General features: G+C 59.7%; 17 protein-coding genes and 2 pseudogenes. 10 read left to right on the forward strand and 9 right to left on the reverse strand.

Going from position 1 to position 18,308, the window contains the following annotated elements:
• Positions 1–104 precede the first annotated feature (104 nt).
• From H9Q16_RS00335 to H9Q16_RS00350, 4 genes and pseudogenes are all read left to right on the forward strand, one after another.
• Positions 105–596 (forward strand): annotated as a pseudogene (locus H9Q16_RS00335) (IS5 family transposase); the annotation flags it as partial.
• Positions 536–1,150, forward strand: a complete 615-nt coding sequence (locus H9Q16_RS00340; RefSeq protein ID WP_191073405.1) for a LysR substrate-binding domain-containing protein — start codon at positions 536–538, stop codon at positions 1,148–1,150. The pseudogene H9Q16_RS00335 and the gene H9Q16_RS00340, both read left to right, overlap by 61 nt.
• Positions 1,151–1,525: 375 nt before the next feature.
• Positions 1,526–2,308, forward strand: a complete 783-nt coding sequence (locus tag H9Q16_RS00345; RefSeq protein WP_191073406.1) for a lysophospholipid acyltransferase family protein — start codon at positions 1,526–1,528, stop codon at positions 2,306–2,308.
• Between the two features lie 256 nt (positions 2,309–2,564).
• On the forward strand, positions 2,565–3,461 hold the full coding sequence (locus H9Q16_RS00350; RefSeq protein ID WP_191073407.1) for a methyltransferase domain-containing protein: 897 nt from the start codon (positions 2,565–2,567) through the stop codon (positions 3,459–3,461).
• 256 nt (positions 3,462–3,717) lie between these two features.
• On the opposite strand, the gene H9Q16_RS00355 is transcribed toward H9Q16_RS00350, so the two are convergent.
• From H9Q16_RS00355 to secG, 5 genes and pseudogenes are all read right to left on the reverse strand, one after another.
• Entirely contained in the window at positions 3,718–5,352 is a 1,635-nt protein-coding gene (locus H9Q16_RS00355; protein ID WP_191073408.1) for a hypothetical protein, read from the reverse strand.
• A gap of 3 nt (positions 5,353–5,355) precedes the next feature.
• Positions 5,356–6,096, reverse strand: coding sequence for an ABC transporter ATP-binding protein (locus tag H9Q16_RS00360; protein WP_191073409.1), 741 nt, complete (start codon positions 6,094–6,096; stop codon positions 5,356–5,358).
• A 140-nt stretch (positions 6,097–6,236) separates the two neighbouring features.
• Positions 6,237–6,957, reverse strand: a pseudogene (locus tag H9Q16_RS00365) (IS3 family transposase); the annotation flags it as partial.
• Between the two features lie 242 nt (positions 6,958–7,199).
• A complete protein-coding gene (gene pyrG / locus H9Q16_RS00375; protein WP_191073412.1) occupies positions 7,200–8,846 on the reverse strand; it encodes a CTP synthase in 1,647 nt (548 codons plus the stop codon).
• A 182-nt stretch (positions 8,847–9,028) separates the two neighbouring features.
• Complete coding sequence (secG, locus tag H9Q16_RS00380) at positions 9,029–9,391, reverse strand: preprotein translocase subunit SecG (protein WP_191073413.1); 363 nt, start codon at positions 9,389–9,391, stop codon at positions 9,029–9,031.
• Positions 9,392–9,689: 298 nt separating this feature from the next.
• Between secG and nthA the strand changes: the two genes are divergently transcribed.
• The 3 genes from nthA (at position 9,690) to H9Q16_RS00395 (ending at position 11,393) form a co-directional block, all read left to right on the forward strand.
• A complete protein-coding gene (gene nthA, locus H9Q16_RS00385) occupies positions 9,690–10,307 on the forward strand; it encodes a nitrile hydratase subunit alpha (RefSeq protein WP_191073414.1) in 618 nt (205 codons plus the stop codon).
• An 85-nt stretch (positions 10,308–10,392) separates the two neighbouring features.
• Entirely contained in the window at positions 10,393–11,067 is a 675-nt protein-coding gene (gene nthB, locus H9Q16_RS00390; RefSeq protein WP_191073415.1) for a nitrile hydratase subunit beta, read from the forward strand.
• Positions 11,064–11,393 carry a nitrile hydratase accessory protein gene (locus tag H9Q16_RS00395; RefSeq protein WP_191073416.1) on the forward strand — a complete coding sequence of 110 codons (330 nt, stop codon included), beginning with the start codon at positions 11,064–11,066 and terminating at the stop codon, positions 11,391–11,393. Before nthB ends, H9Q16_RS00395 begins: the two co-directional genes overlap by 4 nt.
• A gap of 27 nt (positions 11,394–11,420) precedes the next feature.
• On the opposite strand, the gene H9Q16_RS00400 is transcribed toward H9Q16_RS00395, so the two are convergent.
• Both H9Q16_RS00400 and H9Q16_RS00405 read right to left on the reverse strand, forming a co-directional pair.
• On the reverse strand, positions 11,421–11,633 hold the full coding sequence (locus H9Q16_RS00400; RefSeq protein ID WP_216859271.1) for a hypothetical protein: 213 nt from the start codon (positions 11,631–11,633) through the stop codon (positions 11,421–11,423).
• Between the two features lie 12 nt (positions 11,634–11,645).
• Positions 11,646–12,041 carry a DUF6524 family protein gene (locus H9Q16_RS00405; RefSeq protein ID WP_191073417.1) on the reverse strand — a complete coding sequence of 132 codons (396 nt, stop codon included), beginning with the start codon at positions 12,039–12,041 and terminating at the stop codon, positions 11,646–11,648.
• A gap of 184 nt (positions 12,042–12,225) precedes the next feature.
• On the opposite strand from H9Q16_RS00405, the gene H9Q16_RS00410 reads away from it, so the two are divergent.
• Positions 12,226–13,521, forward strand: a complete 1,296-nt coding sequence (locus tag H9Q16_RS00410) for an adenylosuccinate synthase (RefSeq protein WP_191073418.1) — start codon at positions 12,226–12,228, stop codon at positions 13,519–13,521.
• 9 nt (positions 13,522–13,530) lie between these two features.
• Positions 13,531–13,752 (forward strand): DUF2842 domain-containing protein, encoded by a 222-nt coding sequence (locus H9Q16_RS00415; RefSeq protein ID WP_191073419.1) that lies wholly within the window; start codon positions 13,531–13,533, stop codon positions 13,750–13,752.
• Positions 13,753–13,842: 90 nt separating this feature from the next.
• Here the strand turns inward: H9Q16_RS00415 and H9Q16_RS00420 are convergent, their stop codons facing one another.
• Entirely contained in the window at positions 13,843–16,452 is a 2,610-nt protein-coding gene (locus H9Q16_RS00420) for a prolipoprotein diacylglyceryl transferase (RefSeq protein ID WP_216859272.1), read from the reverse strand.
• Between the two features lie 138 nt (positions 16,453–16,590).
• Between H9Q16_RS00420 and H9Q16_RS00425 the strand changes: the two genes are divergently transcribed.
• The gene (locus tag H9Q16_RS00425; RefSeq protein WP_191073421.1) at positions 16,591–17,283 is read left to right on the forward strand and encodes a thiamine diphosphokinase; all 693 of its coding nucleotides are present in this window, start codon (positions 16,591–16,593) and stop codon (positions 17,281–17,283) included.
• On the opposite strand, the gene H9Q16_RS00430 is transcribed toward H9Q16_RS00425, so the two are convergent.
• Positions 17,216–18,142 (reverse strand): DMT family transporter, encoded by a 927-nt coding sequence (locus H9Q16_RS00430; RefSeq protein ID WP_191073422.1) that lies wholly within the window; start codon positions 18,140–18,142, stop codon positions 17,216–17,218. The genes H9Q16_RS00425 and H9Q16_RS00430 overlap by 68 nt on opposite strands.
• Between the last annotated feature and the right edge of the window lie 166 nt (positions 18,143–18,308).

The following is an 18,308-nucleotide window of genomic DNA, read 5'->3' on the forward strand; positions in this document are numbered from 1 at the left end:
TTCTGGTTGACCACTGCCCGGCAGTGCAATGCGCAGCAATGTCACGGGAGGGGATGCGCAGATGGCGCGTCATGAGCCCTTCTTCCCCAAGTCCCACGGCAAGCCACGCGTTGATGATCGACGCCACCTACCTGAAGGCCCACCTCGATCAGTTTGGGCGTCAAAAAGGGGGCCGTGGACGCCTGATTGGCCGGACCAAGGGCGGCATGAACACCAAGCTGCACGCCATCTGCGAAAGCCAAGGACGCCCGTTGAGCTTGTTCGTGACCGCAGGACAGGCCAGTGATCACATCGGTGCCCGTGCATTGATGAGCAGTTTGCCCAAAATGGACTGGTCCCTTGGAGATCGTGGCTATGACGCCGATTGGTTCCGGGAAGCATTGAAAGACAAAGGGATGCGCGCCTGCATCCATGACCGGAAACAGCGTTAGAAGCCGGTGAAGTACCACAAGCGTCGCTACAAACGGCGCAACCGGATTGAGATGATGTTCGGCAGATTGAAGGATTGGCGGCGTGTGGCAACCCGTCACGATAGATGCCCGAAAGTCTTCCTCTGTGCCATCGCCCTCGCAGCACTCGTCATTTATTGGCTATGAGTCCTGACCCTAGCGTCGCGCCAGGGTTGAAAGTGGTCGTTCAGAGTTTTCTTGGCGAACTCGGCGTTTCTGATAAACGGTTGAGCGGTGTCGATCTCGTCCTGACCGTGCCCGAACTGATGCCACGTCAGCTGCACACAAAAACGCTGTTTTCTGATCGCTACATCGTCACAATGCGGCGCGATCACCCGCTTGCGGGAAATCGCGTGCCGCTCGATGATTTCTGCACAGCGGAACACCTGTTGGTATATCCCCACGAGGCGGTTAGTTTTGGAGTGACGGACGCGGCACTGGCCACACTTGGCCGATCCAGAAGAGTGCGGCTGGTTGTGCCGACGTTTTCGCTAGTGCCCAAAGTCCTTTTGGAAACCGATTTGGTCGCGGTCTTGCCAGAGCGGTTGGTTCAGGATTACCCCGAAACGCTCGTCGTTCAAGAACCGCTCCTCGACCTCGATCCCTTTGAAATTGCAGCTGGCTGGCCTGACCGTTTGAATCAATCGGACATGCACAGATGGATCCGCGAAATCCGTCGCGTAAACGTTGGGGACCGCTAAACAGAGTTGCGTTGTGGCGGGCGTGTCCGGTGTCCAGACAGACACCGATGCCCAAAGCGAGCAGGTGCGACGAACGACAGCGATGAGGGCTGCGATTGCAGCATTCGACAATCTCGCCAACCTCTGGTCAGGGGGGTGTGAGCAATGGCCGAAATATCCTGTTACGATCGCACACAGCACTCAGCATCGAGCTCGACCAGTCATTGTGGTCAATCACCTGTGTCAGACTTTCTATTGATGCGCTGCGCCCATTGCCCCATAGAGACAGAGCGCAGGGTGCTTGTCGGGCCACGCGTCGAGAGGCCGGGCAGCAATAAGCCCAACTAGTAATCCTCGTGAACATCCCCCGGCAGACAGCATTTGCGACGGGGAACCATGTCACTTCAACCTCTGAGCGGACGGGCCGCTCCAGCGGCCATCGACCCGGCTTTCCGGCGCACCAAAAAGCGCGCCGTGCTGTTTGTGCTGGGACCTTTCTATTTCCTCTACATAGCGTTTGTGCCCCTGTTTTGTGGTAAACGGCAGGGGTTTCGCGGCTGGTACTGGCCGCTGATCAAACAGGCCTGTTCGCGCCTGCTGTGGCTGCTGAGCATACGAACAGAAATGACAAATGCCGACAGGACCACGCTGGCCGCTGACACGGGCAGTATCATCGTCATCAACCATCGCAGTCATCTGGATGGCTTTGCTCTGATGGACGTGATGCCTGACGCCAAGTGGATCACCTTCGCCGCCAAGAAGGAGCTGTGCGACGCGGCGCTATTGCGAAGCGGGTTCAAGGCTGCAGGCCTGGTTGAGATTGACCGCAAGAGCGGCACGGTTGCGCTTGAGACCATTACCGCTGCTGTTCAGGCAATGCCGGCGCGCCGCTCCGTCGTGCTTTTTCCCGAAGGGACGCGCACCGGATCCGAAAGCCTTGGCGCGTTCAAGGCAGGTGCGGTCATTGTCGCCCGGACTACCGGCCGGACAATACGGCCCATCGTCATTCACGCCTCTGACAGCCTGCTGCCGCGCGGCAAGTATCTTCCTAAAAGCGGAACGATCCTGGTCGAGGTATTGCCGTCCTTCGAGTGCGATCTTTCCGCATCTGTTGACAACGATGTTGCCCGCCTGAGAGGCGCCATGATGGCTGTTTTTGATGAACAGGCAGATCGGTAAGTCGGGAAGACACATGTTGAGCCATACGAGAAGGCGGGCTGGAGCAATTCCCCCATTTTCCAATCCATCTGTGCTGTGTGATTTCGAGCGGCTTCAGATTTTGAATGCGCGGCAACTTCTCAGGCAAAAACCGTCACATCCTCTGCGTAATTGTATCAGCATTGCAGCTGAAGTCGCTGAGGCTGTCGTTGAACCCCACCAGAAGATATCAAACCTAAATCGCTCTCACACTGCGGTCGGTTTTTGCCATTAAGACGTGGAAAATGCTGACATTCTGGTTTCCTGCGTGTATCCTAACAGCGTCGAACGGGGAGGCTTCGAGATGACTGATCAAAAGCAAGTCGCGCACCATTATCATTCCGGACAATTGCTCAGGAGGATCGCCGATGGTTGCGCCGCACTAGACTTGACCCCACCAATCTCTCACGACGCTTTAGCACCTGTTGATGAGTTTCATATCGGCGGGCGGCTCGCGACCGAACCTTTTGTAAAGGCTCTCGGGCTCTCGCCTGAAAGCCGGGTTGTTGATTTTGGATGCGGCCTCGGCGGGCCAGCTCGGTATGTCGCGTCAGCCACCGGCGCGCACGTGACTGGCGTCGATTTGACTGCCGAGTTTGTGGAAACTGGGCGCGCCCTTACCGAATGGACAGGTTTGTCGGATCGGGTTCAACTCATCGAAGGCAGCGTGCTCGATTTGCCGCTGGAAGCTGGTTCTATGGACGCCGCGTATATGATCCACGTTGGCATGAACGTCGCGGACAAGCTCGGCATTGCTCGTGAGGCAAAGCGGGTGCTCAGGCCAGGGGGCATCTTTGCAATTTACGATGTGATGCAAGTCGGAGAAGGGCACATGGACTATCCGGCACCTTGGGCTTCTACTTCAGATCAGAGCGCGCTTGAAACGCCGCAGACATATGAAGCGGCGCTGAGATCCGCGGGTTTCGAGGTGAGTGATCGGATAGACCGTACTGAATTTGCTAAGCAGTTCTTTGCAGATCTGGCCGCTGCACAAAGCCGTGCGGAAGGTCCCCCACCATTGGGTCTGCATCTGGTCATGGGCGATGACACGGCGCTGAAGGTACGACACATGGTTCAAAATGTCGAAAAAGGGTTGATTGCCCCGATTGAAATCCACGCCCGTCTCGCAGTTTAGCTTTGCATAGGTTTCCGGTTGCCCCAAGGCGACCTGATTGGTTTTGATGAGCTGAACCAACACGGATCAGCACTAGCATAATACGCATTTTTTGTATCACCGTCGACACGGCGCTTGTGAGAAGTATAGGGTTCGCTGAGGTCACCTCGCTTTCGATCAAGGGCCACGATGACGGGATCTCCGTTCACTATTCCTACGTCAAAGGACCTTTAGAAACCGCCATTTCCGTCTCAGCTTGGTTCGTTTGGAAGTCGCTCTACTCGAAGGTCTCCGCCACTGCGAACCGATTGTAGGCGTATCGCAACGCTACAGTCGTCAGCATCCCGATGATCGCCATCGTCATCCAACTGATTATCCCAGAATGAAACCAGCTGTTCGTAATCTTGGCAAATGTGAAAATTCCTGCGCCAATCGCGGCCAGTGAAGCACCCAGAATGATCACCGTCTTGACTATGAATTCGACGATCGCACGACCGAGAAATTCAAAATCCGCCCGCCCCATGGGAACGAGTTTTGTTGGAAAAAGCAGAAAGATCGTATTCTCGACCGTGTAGATCAGGACGCTAATCGGAAGCGCAAAGATCGCCAGGATCAGCGCGATGTCGGCGGTGACGCCATCTGCAAAGAACAAAATGCTGGCAATCATCGTCAATGCGATGACATAGGCCAGACCCACTTGAACCAAGAGTTGGCTGACGCAAATGCGCCATGGCGCAATGGGGAGAGTCTTGTAGATTTCCATCCGGCTCAGGTCGCCGCGAAAGTCGCAAATCAGCGTGCGCGGCACGATGAAAGTGAAGAAGAAATATATGACCGCCAATACTCTGGTGTCTGTAACCGTTAACTCAAGTATTGAATAAAGCGGCCCGGTGCATGCGGCGATTACAACGAAAACGGCAACGACCTTGGCGGCGTTGCGCCTCGCGTTAATGACCTGTCGCCAGGCAATGGGCCCCAGGCCGCCGAGCACCGGCGGATGACGGAGCGAGCGGACCTCGTTCCGCTCCGTTGCCCAGAACGAACCGTCCTGCTTCATCCGGTCCCAGCGGGCGTTTTGTCGACTGTTTTCCGCCAGAGAGCTGTCGGTTGTACGACCGTCGAGCTTGATAATGGCCTGCAACAGCGCAGCATTGATCACGACTGCGAGCGTTGCCCAAGCGATCATGTTTGGGAATAAAGGGTGCGGCACAAAAAGCTGAGCAAACACGATGTAGGGTGCCAAGATGACGGTACCGATCCAGGAATGGCGGAAATCAGCGAGACTGTCGAAAATGCTGTGGCCAGCTACTACCCAGACGGAGAACGCTATGGCGACGGCCAACGTGAATAGCATCGCAACGGCGAGCCGTCGCATCCGGGCTCGTCTGTTTCCGCCAAATGCCTGCCATGCCATCCCTGCGGCTGCGCTGTTCAGTTGAATGAACACCAGCATCAGAAAAGTGGCGACAAAAGCCGACAGCGCCGTACCCGTTTGCTCAAGCGCAAAGGGAGTGACGATTGCCGCGGTCAGAAAGGCGCCTGCGAGGTAGGCAGTAAATTTGTAGACCATCAAATCTCGGCGGCTGAACGGCCCGACAAAAAGAAAATTGATCTCGTTTGGCGAGAAATGGAACGAGGGGCCCGTCGTCAACAATACTGTAAACAATGTCATCCCGAGGAGCCCGAGAGGCATGAATGTGTCGACATTTTCGCGAACGGTCTGCGCGTCAAAGATTGCGTCGCCAAACAGGGCAAGGTCCGGGGATGACCTGCCTCCGACGACCAGCAGCCAAATGATCCCGCCGATGGCGAGCAGAAAAAGCGCGCCACGCAGGCTTGCCAGCTGCGTCAGCCGCAGGCGAACGCCGCCGCGCAGTCGCAGGATAAGCAAGCGAACCAGAGCTGCATCCATCGTTCAGGCCTCACCCTGCGCATCATCTTTGGTCATCGTGAAGTAAGCCGCTTCAAGGGACGAGTTCCCGTCAGTATGGCCAACGTCACCGAGCACCTCGCTCATCGTGCCAAAGCGGCGGCACTCGCCGAGGTTCAGCACCAGCAGATGCGTGCACAAGGCCTCGACGAGGCTCAAAAGGTGCGAACTAATGATGATCGCAGCACCGGCGCGTGCGCGCTCGCGTATCGCCTGTTGGATGTTGCGGATGCCCTGCGGATCAAGACCGGTCAGCGGTTCATCAAACAGGATCACCGTCGGATCATGCAGGAAGGCGCATGCGATCGCTACCTTCTGGCGCATGCCGCGTGACAAATTATGCGCGAGCGTGTCGCGCTTGTTTGTTAGGTCGAACGCCTCAAGAAGTGCTTCGGCGCTGCGCTCGAAATCTGAGACCCTGTAGGCGGCGGCGGTAAACGCCAGATGTTCCCAAACCGTCATCGTGTCGAAGAGCCGCGGATCATCGGGAATATAGCCAAGGCTTCGTTTGGCGGCGATCGGTGCCTTCACGATGTCATGGGTCGCGATAGACAGCTGCCCCGAGGACGGAGGAATGATGCCGCATAGTGTACGCAAGGTTGTCGTCTTGCCCGCGCCATTCGGCCCGACCAGCCCAAGGATTTGCCCAGGCGCAACCGTGAAGCTGAGATCCCTCACGGCCGTGAAATCGTTGTAGCGTTTGGTGAAATTCGTGACTGTGATCATGTGGAGTTTGCCTGAAGACTTATCGGGCTTGTAAGGTTCGCCCTCATTGCGGTTTCCGTGATGTCTAGCACGTCGTGAATGCCAATAGCTGAGGTGCCCCTTATTTCCCAGACACCTTGCCCCATTCAGTTTCTGCTGTCTTACTGCGAAGTCAACCATTGCCAGCTACACATGCAAAGCATGTGTAAGAGGGGCGACAGCATTCCGTTGTTCATGTGCTTGCGCCTTTGGTTGTGGAACAGCTCGATGTGTTCCAACACATCCTGTCTGGCGGCATCGCGGGTCGGATAGGGCCGAGGCCGAATGCGCTCGCGCTTGAGTTGTGGGAAGAAGCTCTGAGCCACGGCATTGTCATGGTAGGTGTCGCGCCGGCTCATGCTGGGTTTGAGGGTGTGTTGGCGCAGGAATGTCTGCCACTCACGGCTGGTGAAATGCGAACCCTGATCGGAATGCATCTTGATCTGGCCAACGGGCTTTCGTGACCAAACGGCCATCAACAGGGCCTGCAGGGCTAGGTTCGTGGTCATGCGGTATTTTGTTGACCAACCAACCACGCGGCGCGAGAACAAGTCGATGACGACGCAAGGGCACAGCCAGCCTTCATAGGTCTTGATACTCGTGATGTCGGTCACCAAGACCTGGTCGGGCTGAGACGTCTCGAACCGCTGCTCCAGCCTATTCTCGGCCACCACGGCGGGCTTGCGACCATATCGGTCAGGACGGCGCCTGTAGCCCATCTGCAGCGATCCCGACCAGCGAAGGTCGCCGGGCAACACGGTTTTTAGAAACGCATTCGCCTTGATCGCGTAAATCGTTCGTTAGCTTGCGATACCCATAGATCCTGCCGCTCTCGGACCAGGCCAGGACAATCTTGATCTTCTTCTCGGGTGAGTAGTGATTGCGGGTCTTGCGTTTGATGCCTCTGACCAACTTGTCAGCGGCGTCTTTCGATGTTCCGGGTTTCTTGCGCGCCTTTGCTCCATATTGGCTTCGATGAACCAGAAACCCTTCGTTACTCAAACCCTTAAATCTGTCCGCTAGGCGCTGGCGTCAGACAACACCTGCGATTTACCGCTCAATCCCAACACGCGCGCGGCGGGCAGTCAGACCAGGCGTGACATTTCCTTGGCGGCGCGCACGAAGTCCTTGAACAGGGGATGGGGCGCGAAGGGTTTGGATTTAAGTTCGGGGTGAAACTGCACGCCGATGAACCACGGGTGGTCTGTCCATTCGACAATTTCGGGCAGCTTGCCATCCGGTGACATGCCGGAAAAGCGCAACCCTGCTTCTTCCAGCTTGTCGCGGTATTTTATGTCGACCTCATAACGGTGACGGTGCCGTTCATCGATTGTGGTGGTGCCATAGGCCTCTGCCACCTTGGAACCGGGGGTGAGCGTGGCGTCATAGGCGCCAAGCCGCATGGTGCCGCCCTTGTCGTCGCCCACCTTGCGCTCGACCTTGTGATTGCCCTGTACCCATTCCTTGAGGTGGTAGACCACCGGTTCGAAGCGCTTTCTTCCTGCTTCGTGGTCGAATTCCTCTGATCCGGCGGCTTTGACGCCTGCGACGTTGCGCGCGGCCTCGATCACGGCCATCTGCATGCCCAGACAAATGCCCAGATAGGGTACTTTGTGTTCGCGGGCGTATTGCGCGGCCTTGATCTTGCCCTCGGTGCCGCGTTCGCCAAAGCCGCCGGGCACGAGGATCGCATGGAAGCCTTCGAGATGCGGGCCGACATCATCGGCGGTATCGAAGATTTCTGCATCGACCCAGTCGACGTTGACCTTGACCCGGTTGGCCATACCGCCGTGGGTCAGCGCCTCTTTGATGGACTTATAGGCGTCTTCAAGCTGGGTGTACTTGCCGACGATGGCGACAGATACCTCGCCTTCGGGGTTATGGATGCGGTCATAGACATCGCGCCAGACGCTGAGATCGGGTTTGGGGGCCGGCGAGATGTCAAAGGCATCCAGAACGGCCTGATCGAGACCCTGCTTGTGATAGGCCAGCGGGGCCTCGTAAATGGATTTGAGGTCATAGGCGGCGACAACGGCCTCTTTGCGGACGTTGCAGAAGAGCGCGATCTTTGCACGTTCCTTTTCGGGGATCTCATGTTCGGAGCGGCAGACCAGAATGTCGGGCGCGATGCCGATGCTTTGGAGTTCCTTGACGGAGTGTTGGGTGGGTTTGGTTTTTAATTCGCCTGATGCCGCCAGATAGGGCAGGAGCGTCAGGTGCATGAAGATACACTGGCCGCGCGGTTTATCGTGGCTGAACTGGCGGATGGCCTCGAAAAACGGGAGGCCTTCGATGTCGCCCACGGTGCCGCCGATTTCACAGAGCATGAAATCGACCTCGTCTTCGCCGATGTGCAGGAAGTCCTTGATTTCATTGGTCACGTGGGGGACGACCTGGATCGTTTTTCCCAGATAATCGCCGCGCCGTTCTTTTTCGAGCACGTTGGAATAGACGCGGCCTGATGAGACAGAGTCGGTCATGCGCGCAGGCACGCCGGTGAAACGTTCGTAATGGCCCAGATCAAGGTCGGTTTCCGCGCCGTCGTCGGTGACGAAGACCTCGCCGTGTTCAAAGGGGGACATCGTGCCGGGATCGACATTGAGGTAGGGATCAAGCTTGCGCAGGCGCACCGAAAAGCCGCGCGCCTGCAACAGCGCGCCAAGAGCGGCAGATGCCAGGCCCTTGCCAAGGCTGGAAACCACACCGCCGGTGATAAAAATATAACGCGCCATATGTGTCGAAAGACCCCCGTGAATTCCTATGCAGCCAAAGCAGACTCAGCCAAACGCGCAGTGGAAAACCACAGCACCACGGGATTTAAGCCTATCAGGATTCGGCGCGCCAAGGCAAGGTTCCACCGCAACATGATGTTGCAAAAAAGCGCCTGCCCTCAAAGTTTAGTGTTATTACGTCCTTAGTCCGCCGCAGGCACCAGTGGTGCGTTGTCATCTGCGGTGGGTGGCAACAGGTTGTCGCCCAGTGGGGCATCATCGCTTGCCGGTGCAGATCGTGTCGCGGGTGCATCTGTCAGGCGGTCCAGTACGGAGGCACCTGCCGATTGCTGGGCCACGATGATGGTCAGCGTGATCGAGGTGATCAGAAACCCGACGCCCAGGATCCAGGTCAGTTTACCCAGTGCGGTCGCAGCCGAGCGGCCTGACACGGCGCCGCCGCCACCGCCCATGCCCAGACCACCCCCTTCGGAGCGCTGCATCAGCACCACGGCGATCAGGGCCAGAGCCAGAATCAGGTGGATGATCAGTACGACGTTTTCCATGGGGCAGGTCCGTTTGGGCTTTTGATTGGGGGTATCTAGGCATCTTTGCGCGTCGGGGCAAGGGAGGATTGCAGACCGCCTTCAAGCACGAACCGCCGCGTAATTGCGACGGTTCGAGGTGCAAACGGTACTCTACCACGCCATGTAAGAGGGCTATCCTGGAATTGAGGTGGATCAGACTCGTTTCGCGTCTTGAGTGTACCACAAAAAGGGGCAGATTTCGCGCCCTTTGTTTTCAGTGTTTCGAGGGGGTTGGCGGGGAATGGACATGGCGGGCTGGCTGAGGCAGTCTGCGGTCATGCCTCATGATCATTCAGACCACGACCATCCCCACAGCCTGCTGCCGCCCGAGCCTGCGCTGCGCCTGAAGGCGCTTGAGACCTTGCTGGTGCGCAAGGGGCTGGTCGACCCGGCGGCGATGGATGCCATCATCGACACCTATGAAAACCGCATCGGGCCGCGCAACGGGGCGCGGGTGGTGGCCAAGGCGTGGGTGGACCCGGCGTTTCATGCGGCCCTGATGGAGGATGCGACGGCGGCGGTGTCTGAGCTGGGATACTATGGGCGGCAGGGCGAACATATGGTCGCGGTGGAGAATACCGCCAAGGTGCACAACATGGTCGTGTGTACCCTGTGCAGTTGTTACCCTTGGCCGCTTTTGGGGATACCGCCCGGCTGGTACAAATCCGATGCCTACCGCGCCCGTGCGGTGCGGGAGCCGCGCAAGGTATTGGCCGACTTTGGTGTCATCCTGCCGCAGGACACGGCTGTGCGGGTTTGGGATTCGACCGCCGAGGTGCGGTACTTGGTCATTCCGCAACGACCCGATGGGACGGAAGGTCTGGACGAAGAGACACTGGCCGCACTGGTCACCCGCGACAGTATGATCGGCACCGGGTTGGTGGTGAGCGCATGATGCAGCACGCAAACTCAACCAGGGCCGAACGCGCAAGGCAGACATGCGCTGCCTCGGCCGCGCCGCTGATGACGGAGCGTTTGACATGAGCCGGGTGCATGACATGGGCGGGCGGTTTGGCGACGGGCGCGTGGTGCCTGAACCGGAGGCGGAGGTGTTCCACGAAGAGTGGCACGGGCGGGCTTTGGCGGTGGTGCTGGCGGCGGGATTTCTGGGCAAGTGGAACATCGATGTGTCGCGCCATGCGCGCGAGTGTCTGGCACCGACGGATTATGCGCGGTTTTCCTATTATGAAAAGTGGATGGCAGGACTGGCTGATCTGCTGGTCGCCAAGGGTATCGTGACGCCTGCTGAACTGGCGGGCCACGCGGATGCGGGCCTGAGCGCGCTGGCAGAGAAAAAGCGCGGTGCAGCAGAGGTGCCGGGCGTTCTGGCCACGGGCGGGCCCTCAGAGCGCGACAGCACCATCGCGCCGCGGTTTGGCCCCGGTGATGAAGTTGTGACACGCGCGATTGCCGAAAATACCCTCGTTGAGGGGGGGCATACGCGTTTGCCACAATATGCTGCTGGCGCGCGGGGGCGCATTTTGCGGCTGCACGGGAGCCACGTCTTGCCCGACAGCAGCGCGCATGGGCTGGGCGACGCGGCAGAGCCGCTTTATGCGGTGGTCTTTCCGGCCGCCGCGCTGTGGGCACATCCTGAGCATCCCGGCGACGAGGTGGTGCTGGATCTGTGGCAAAGCTATCTGTCGCCCGCATGAGTGCCGCGCCCGAACCCGTTTTTGAGGCGCCCTGGCACGCGCAGGTCTTTGCCATGACCGTGCACCTTAATGAGACCGGGCTTTTTGCTTGGGATCAGTGGGCGCAACGGTTCGGAGCGACGCTGGCCCGGCACAGGGTCGACCGGGATCTAGACGGAGGCGAGGATTACTTTGTCGCCTGGCTTGAGACGCTGGAGGGGTTTCTGGCGGAGCTTTCGGTGGCCGATGCGGCCCAAGTGGAAAAGCTGCGCGCGGCCTGGGAAGAGGCCTATCTGTCTACGCCGCATGGGGCGCCTGTGCGGCTGGCGGACGGCGCTGTTGGCTGACGCCAAGGCGTCCCGCCCACCATCCCGTTAAGATCTGGAATAAAGACCGGCCTTGCGCAGGAAACGTCTTGTTGCGCCTTTGCGCGGGAGCCAGCCGGTGACCAGACGAGAGGCCCCCGCAAGGCGGTTGAATTCGTGCGTGTCGATGATCCGTTCGGCACAGCCGCAGCCTTCACCGGTGGCGACCTTGTCGAAGTAGAATTTCTGGAAGTCTTCTGGTTTTTTGATCCCTCGGGGCATGGCCGTCCTTTCCTATTCGTCGACGTCATCCATGTCGGACTGGCCCGAGAGGGCGCGGCGGACATGGCTCCAGCTGAGGCCGATGCCCAGCACGAAGCTGAGGGCGGCAAGGCCCAGCCAGACATTGAAGCTGGTATTCTCGAGCCTCAATACACCAAAATCGTAGAGAACCCAAAGCAGCGCGGCCACGACTGCCCCTACCAGCAGCATGCCGAAAGGGCCGATCGAGCGCAGGGTGGCGCGCAGGTAGATGATGTAGCCGATCAGCAGGACAAGACCTGCGAGAACGGCGATCGACATGTTGTTGCCACCGTAGGTGCGCACCCAGTCCGTGTAATTGTATTGGGTCGGGTTGAATGTGGCGGCGAGCAGCAAGAAGGCGAAAAGCCAGCGCATGACAAATCCCATGTGCAGTCTCCGTGAATTTTTACCAACGCTAGCGGCTGGGTCGGGGCAGGTAAATGGGGGGCCGGCCCCCCAGACCCCCCGGGATATTTGGGCCAGAAGATGAACGTGCGCGGTTTTCGTGGTTTCCTGTGCCGCGCGGGACCGTTAAGAGGGGCGCGGTTCAATCTCTGAAAGGAAGCGCGTCATGGCCAATGTCGTTGTTGTCGGGGCTCAGTGGGGTGACGAGGGAAAAGGCAAGATTGTCGACTGGCTTTCGGAGCGGGCGGATGTAATTGCGCGGTTCCAGGGCGGGCACAATGCCGGTCATACGCTGGTGATCGACGGCAAGGTCTACAAGCTGAATGCGCTGCCGTCCGGTGTTGTGCGAGGCGGCAAGTTGTCGGTCATCGGCAATGGCGTGGTGCTGGACCCTTGGCATCTGCTGGGCGAGATCGAGACGATTCGCGCGCAGGGGGTCGAGATTAGCCCCGATGTGCTGATGATCGCCGAGAACACGCCGTTGATCCTGCCCATTCACGGAGAGCTGGACCGCGCACGCGAGGAAGCGGCCAGCAAGGGAACCAAGATTGGCACCACCGGGCGTGGCATTGGGCCGGCCTATGAGGACAAGGTGGGCCGCCGGTCTGTCCGGGTTGCTGATCTTGCAGATGAGGCGACGCTTGAAGCGCGCGTGGATCGCGCTTTGCAGCACCACGATCCGTTGCGCCGGGGGCTGGGGATCGAACCGATTGACCGGGATGAACTGCTGGCGAAGCTGCGTGCCATTGCGCCGGGGATCCTGGCCTATGCGGCGCCGGTGTGGAAGGTGCTGAACGAAAAGCGCAAGGCGGGCAAGCGGATCCTGTTTGAGGGCGCGCAGGGCGCGCTGCTGGACATTGATTTTGGCACCTATCCGTTTGTGACGTCATCCAACGTGATTGCGGGGCAGGCCGCGACCGGCGTCGGGATCGGGCCGGGGTCGATTGATTATGTGCTGGGCATTGTGAAGGCCTATACAACGCGCGTTGGCGAGGGACCGTTTCCGGCAGAGCTGGAGGATGAGGATGGTCAGCGGCTGGGAGAGCGCGGCCATGAATTTGGCACCGTGACCGGGCGCAAGCGGCGATGCGGCTGGTTTGACGCGGTGCTGGTGCGACAGACCTGCGCGACGTCGGGGATGAATGGGATCGCCTTTACCAAGCTTGATGTGCTGGACGGGTTCGAGACGCTGAAGATCTGTGTTGCCTACGATCTGGATGGGGAGCGTTTGGAGTATCTGCCGACAGCGGCCGACAGCCAGGCGCGCTGTACGCCCATTTACGAAGAGATGCCGGGCTGGTCGCAGTCTACCGAAGGCGCGCGCAGCTGGGCGGATCTGCCGGCCGAGGCGATCAAGTATGTGCGGCGTGTGGAAGAGTTGATCGATTGCCCTGTGGCGCTACTTTCCACATCACCGGAGCGGGAGGATACCATTCTGGTCACCGACCCGTTTGCCGACTGAGGAGAATATATGGCGCTGAGTTACAAGGCACGCCGGCGATGGGCACTGGTGATCCTGCTGGTGGGATTGCCGCTGTATATCATTCTGGCTGTCAATTTGGTTGCGCTGATCGACCGGCCCTCGATCCTGGTTGAGCTGGCGATTTACATCGGGCTTGGCATTGTCTGGGCTATTCCTTTCAAGGCAGTTTTCAAGGGTGTCGGACAGGCGGATCCTGACGCCGAAGACTGAACGTGCCTGCGGGCCGGGCTGGCCGCGCGGACGCGAAAAAGGCGACGCGGGGCACACGTCGCCTTTTCCTTCCGGGCAGTGTTAATCTTTTTAGCCGGCGGCGCGGGCGTCGGGGCGAAAGCCGATGTCGTCCGAGACGGTAAAGCGACCGCCTTTGATCTTTTCGATTTTCCCGGCACGCAAAAGCTGGCCAAAGGAGCGCAGGCCGTCTTCGCGGCTGAAGCCTTCGGGGCCGACCTGGCGCACCTTGGTCATCAGCTGCGGACGGGAGAACTGTTCGCGGCCTTCGACAAAGGACATGTAGGCGGCGGCCGCTTCAAGCAGTTCGGGCAGCTTGGTCGCGCCCATTTCTGCGGCGAATTCGGCAAAGCTTTCGGCGTCCGAGTTTGGGGCAGGCGTGTCATCGTCAAGGGCTGCGACACGGCGCGGCTGAACCGGGACGCTGGGGCGTTCCACATCGATGCGCTGTTCTGCGACCAGTTTCAGAGGGGCAGGGCGCCCTTCGCCGGGGCGTTGGGTGCGGGTGCTGCCTGAAACGGGACGGCGCGGGCGCACCACGTCGGCCAGATCGCTGCGGTAAGCGTCATCTGCGACTTCGTCGTCGGCATCGCTGCCAAGGGCCTCGTCCGCCTTTTTGGCGGCGACGGCGGCGCGCAGGTGGGCAAAGGCATCGCGGCGGGTCGCGCTTTCGGGTTCATCCATCTGCTGCTCTGCTTCGGCCAGCAGACGGTCCACGTCATCGCTGCTGTCCTCGCCCAGTGGCTGAAGCTTGGCGCGGCGCGGGGCGTCGGCGTCTTCCGGCATGTCTTCGGCTGCGTCGGATTCGTCTGCGGTGACAGAGATCTCATCCTGGCTGATTTCTTCGATCTGGGGGTCTTCCTGGGCTTCGTCCAGTGCGGTCTCGGCCTGCGCCAGCTCTTCGGTCGCCGTCGCGAGGTGCTCTTGCGCGTCTTCAAGGGGATCCGATGTCGGGTCGGCGACTTCTGAATCCGCGCTCTGGTCGGCGTCTTGCGGTTCATCCCGGCTGGCGTCGTCGTGATCTTGTGCAATATCTGCTTCGAGATCGGCCAGTTCACGGGCGAGGTCGGCCTCTTCCTCGGCTGAAAGCGAGGACGTCGCGACCCGGGCCGGGGCCAGATCGTCAAGTGCGGGGGTGCTGGCGGCGGTGTCGTCGTCAGCGTCGTCGTCATCGTATTCCTCAAGTTCGCCACGTTCGATTGCGGCTTCGAGGTCGGCGCGTTTGACCTTGATCACCCGGGCGCGTGGCATTTGCGGCTGAATGGCGTCCTCGTCCTCGTCCATGTCCGCATCGTCGGATGCTTCGCTGGGGTCGACAGACAGATCTTCGGATGCGTCGGTTTCCGCCATGCCGGCGAAGTCGTCGGCGTCTGCGTCGGTTGGCGCATCATCCTCTTGCGCCATCACGGCGGCGATGTCCGCGATTTCGGGCGCGTCCTGGTCAAAGAGGTTTTCGACCGCGGCGGCGTCCTGCTCTTCGATCATCTCGGCAGCGGCGATATCTGCGATCAGGGTTTCGGCGTCTTGCTGTTCGGCCTCGGCTTCAGCTTCGACTGTTTCTGACGCATCAAGGCGGGACAGGATATCGGTGATATCGTCTGCTTCGGCCTCTGCGTCAGCTTCAGACATATCATCGAGGGCCGCTGCGTCATCGGCGGAAAGCGCCTCTTCGAGGTCTGTGCGGGCTTCGGCGATGACGTCGGATGGCGCCATGACGGGGGCCGGCGTGTGCTCTGCAAAGGTGTCCTCAGCGGGCATGTCGGACATGTCGTCGTCAAATGACACATCATCGACCAGGGCATCGTGAAGGTCCTGAGAAGGCTCGGACGATTCTGCGTGTTCGTCTTCGGTGTAATCAGTTTCGGCAGCTTCCGCATCGTCATGTTGTGCCACAACGGCACGGATACGCTGGAGCTTTGCGGCGATGCTGTCTGCGGCGATCTGAGCGGGCTGCGGGATGGGGTCTGTCGCGACCTCGTAGTCGGCCACGTATTCAGATCCATACTCGGCGACGTCATCGTATGTGTCGGCTTCGGCAGATTCGGGGATTGCGAAGAAGGCCTCGACCTCGGCATCGGGTTGGCCGGGGACGATGTCGTTTTCGTCTTCGGCCATCAGGGGCTGGTCCGCGACGGCCTGTGCCAGTGCGTCGGCGGTGCCTTCGACCACTTCCGCAGCAACGGCGTCGGCGTCGTCAGTCGGTGCTGTGTCCTCGGCGTGGTCTTCGTCGTGCTGGATTTCCTGCTGAGTGGACGTGTCTGTTGTCTGGTGGTCGGCCTGCAGGCCGATCTCCGCTTTGGCAACGTCTTCCATGTCCTGTGCAGGAACCTCCGCATTGTCGGCGGGCTCTTGCAGGGTTTCGGTTGCGGCAACGGCGGCCACGGCTGCGCCGGGCGCGTCCAGTGCGCGGGGTGTTTCGGCCTGTTCGTTTGTGGCACTGAGCACGATCTTGCCTTCGTGTTCGCGCGCCTCGACCCGGCGGGAAATTTCGTTCTGCGCAATCCGGGCGAGCATTTCGGCATCCGGCTGCGGGGGTTCTGCACCGAAGTAACGGTCATCTGCGGCCAGATCGCGGAAATACTCCGCAATTGCCTTCATTGTACCGAAGGAATCATCAAAGCCTTCCAGCGTGCACGAAAATGTGCCGTAGGAAACGGTCAGGATCTTGTTATTATTCATCATCGGATGCTCGTCCTCTGCGATTTTGTGATCTACCGTTTACCATGATGTCCGAGACCAAAGCGGCCCGAATCTGTGAAATCCACCGTATCATTTCAAGGCGAAGTTGTGATCCGTTTCCGGAATGGGCACTAATTGGCCATGATTGAAAGCATTGTTGATTGTCTGGAACCAGTAACGTTGATTGGTGGGGGGCAGGCTACCCCAGAGGATTTGGAGATTGCGTTAACGCTGGCGCCGACCTGTATCGCGGCAGACAGCGGTGCCCATTTTGCCCGGGAGGCCGGGGTGTCGCTGGCGGCTGTGATCGGAGATTTCGATTCCGTCTCGCCCGATGTGCTGGCCGGGATCGCGGCGCACCGGCAACATCGCATCGCGGAACAGGACAGCACCGATTTTGAAAAGGCCTTAACGCGGATCACGGCGCCGGTGGTTGTAGGCGTTGGGTTCACCGGTGGGCGGGTGGATCACCAGCTGGCGGCGTTCCATACGTTGGCGGCCTATCCCGCACGGCGCTGCGTGTTGTTGGGACCAAGCGAAATTGTGTTGCTGTCGCCGCCAAGGCTGGCCCTGCCAACGCAAGCGGGGGATGTAATATCGCTTTTTCCGCTGGGGCCGGTGCAGGGGGGCAGCACGGGTCTGGAGTGGCCCATTGACGGGCTGGCGTTTGATCCGCTGCGTCAGATCGGCACGTCCAATCGGGCGACGGGCGCTTGCGAGATTACCATGCAGACCCCGGACATGCTGATGATCTTGCCGCGGCGCCTTATTCAGCCGGTTGTGGCGCAGTTGTTGCGGCCAGATGCTGCGCAGTGGTCCGCTCGCGCAGGATGATGTAGAGGCCGGCGCCCATGGTGACCCCGATGCCAAGCGTGGCCAACGGATCGGGCAGGTCGCGGAAGACGACAAAGCCAAGGGCGGTTGCAAAGGGGATTTCGAGATATTGCATGGGGGCCAATGTGGTCGAAGGGGCGTAGCGCAACGACCAGGTCATCAGCAGGTGTGCCACTGTGCCCAAGAGGCCGATCGCCAGCAACAGCGACCAGTCCTGGGCCGTGGGCGTGATCAGCTCAAGCGCCGCGATCTGGGTCGTGCTGCCCCACCACAGGATCGGGGCCATCAGGACAACGGCCATCACGCCGCTGACCGCCTGCAGGCCGATGGGGTCGGTTTCCTTTGCGATCTGGCGTGTGACCAGCATGAAGACCGAGAAATTCGCGGCGACAAAGACCGGCAACAGCGCAGGCCAGCCGACGGTGGCGAAGCTGGGCTGGACGATCATCAGCGTGCCCAGAAATCCGACAGAACACGCGATGAGGCGGCGCGGGCCGACCTCCTCGTGCAGGACATAGTGGCCCAGTACCAGCATGAAGAAGGGCATGACAAATACGATGGCCACCGCGTCGGCAAGGGGCAGGAATTTGAGCGCTGTGAACATGGCGGCAATGCCAAGGACATGCAGGACCGTGCGCAGGGCCGTCAGCGCCAGCACCCGCCCGCGCATGCGCCACATCCGGCCCGACCACCACACCAGCGGGATCAGCACGATGGCCTGGACGGCAAAGCGGATGGCGACCACCATACCCAGGGGCACAGACGCGCCCAGCACCTTTGCCACGGCGTCGCCGATAGGGGCGACGATGCAAAAGCCAAGCATCAGGGCGATGCCAAGAATGGGACGGTCCAGGGTCATGGATGGACGTTAATCTGGGCCTCTGAAGATTGCAACCAAGGGTTGCGATGGATCAGTGGTTTTTTGCTGTTAGGGCGGAGCGTCACGTAAGCCTGAGTCAAACCGCCAAAAGTTTGACTTGTTCTTTGGTGCGCCCTCGCTTTTTTCGTTGGAAGTTAGGGTGCCA

It is taken from the genome of Sulfitobacter aestuariivivens (genome assembly GCF_014763045.1).
Taxonomy (GTDB): Bacteria; Pseudomonadota; Alphaproteobacteria; order Rhodobacterales; family Rhodobacteraceae; genus Sulfitobacter; species Sulfitobacter aestuariivivens.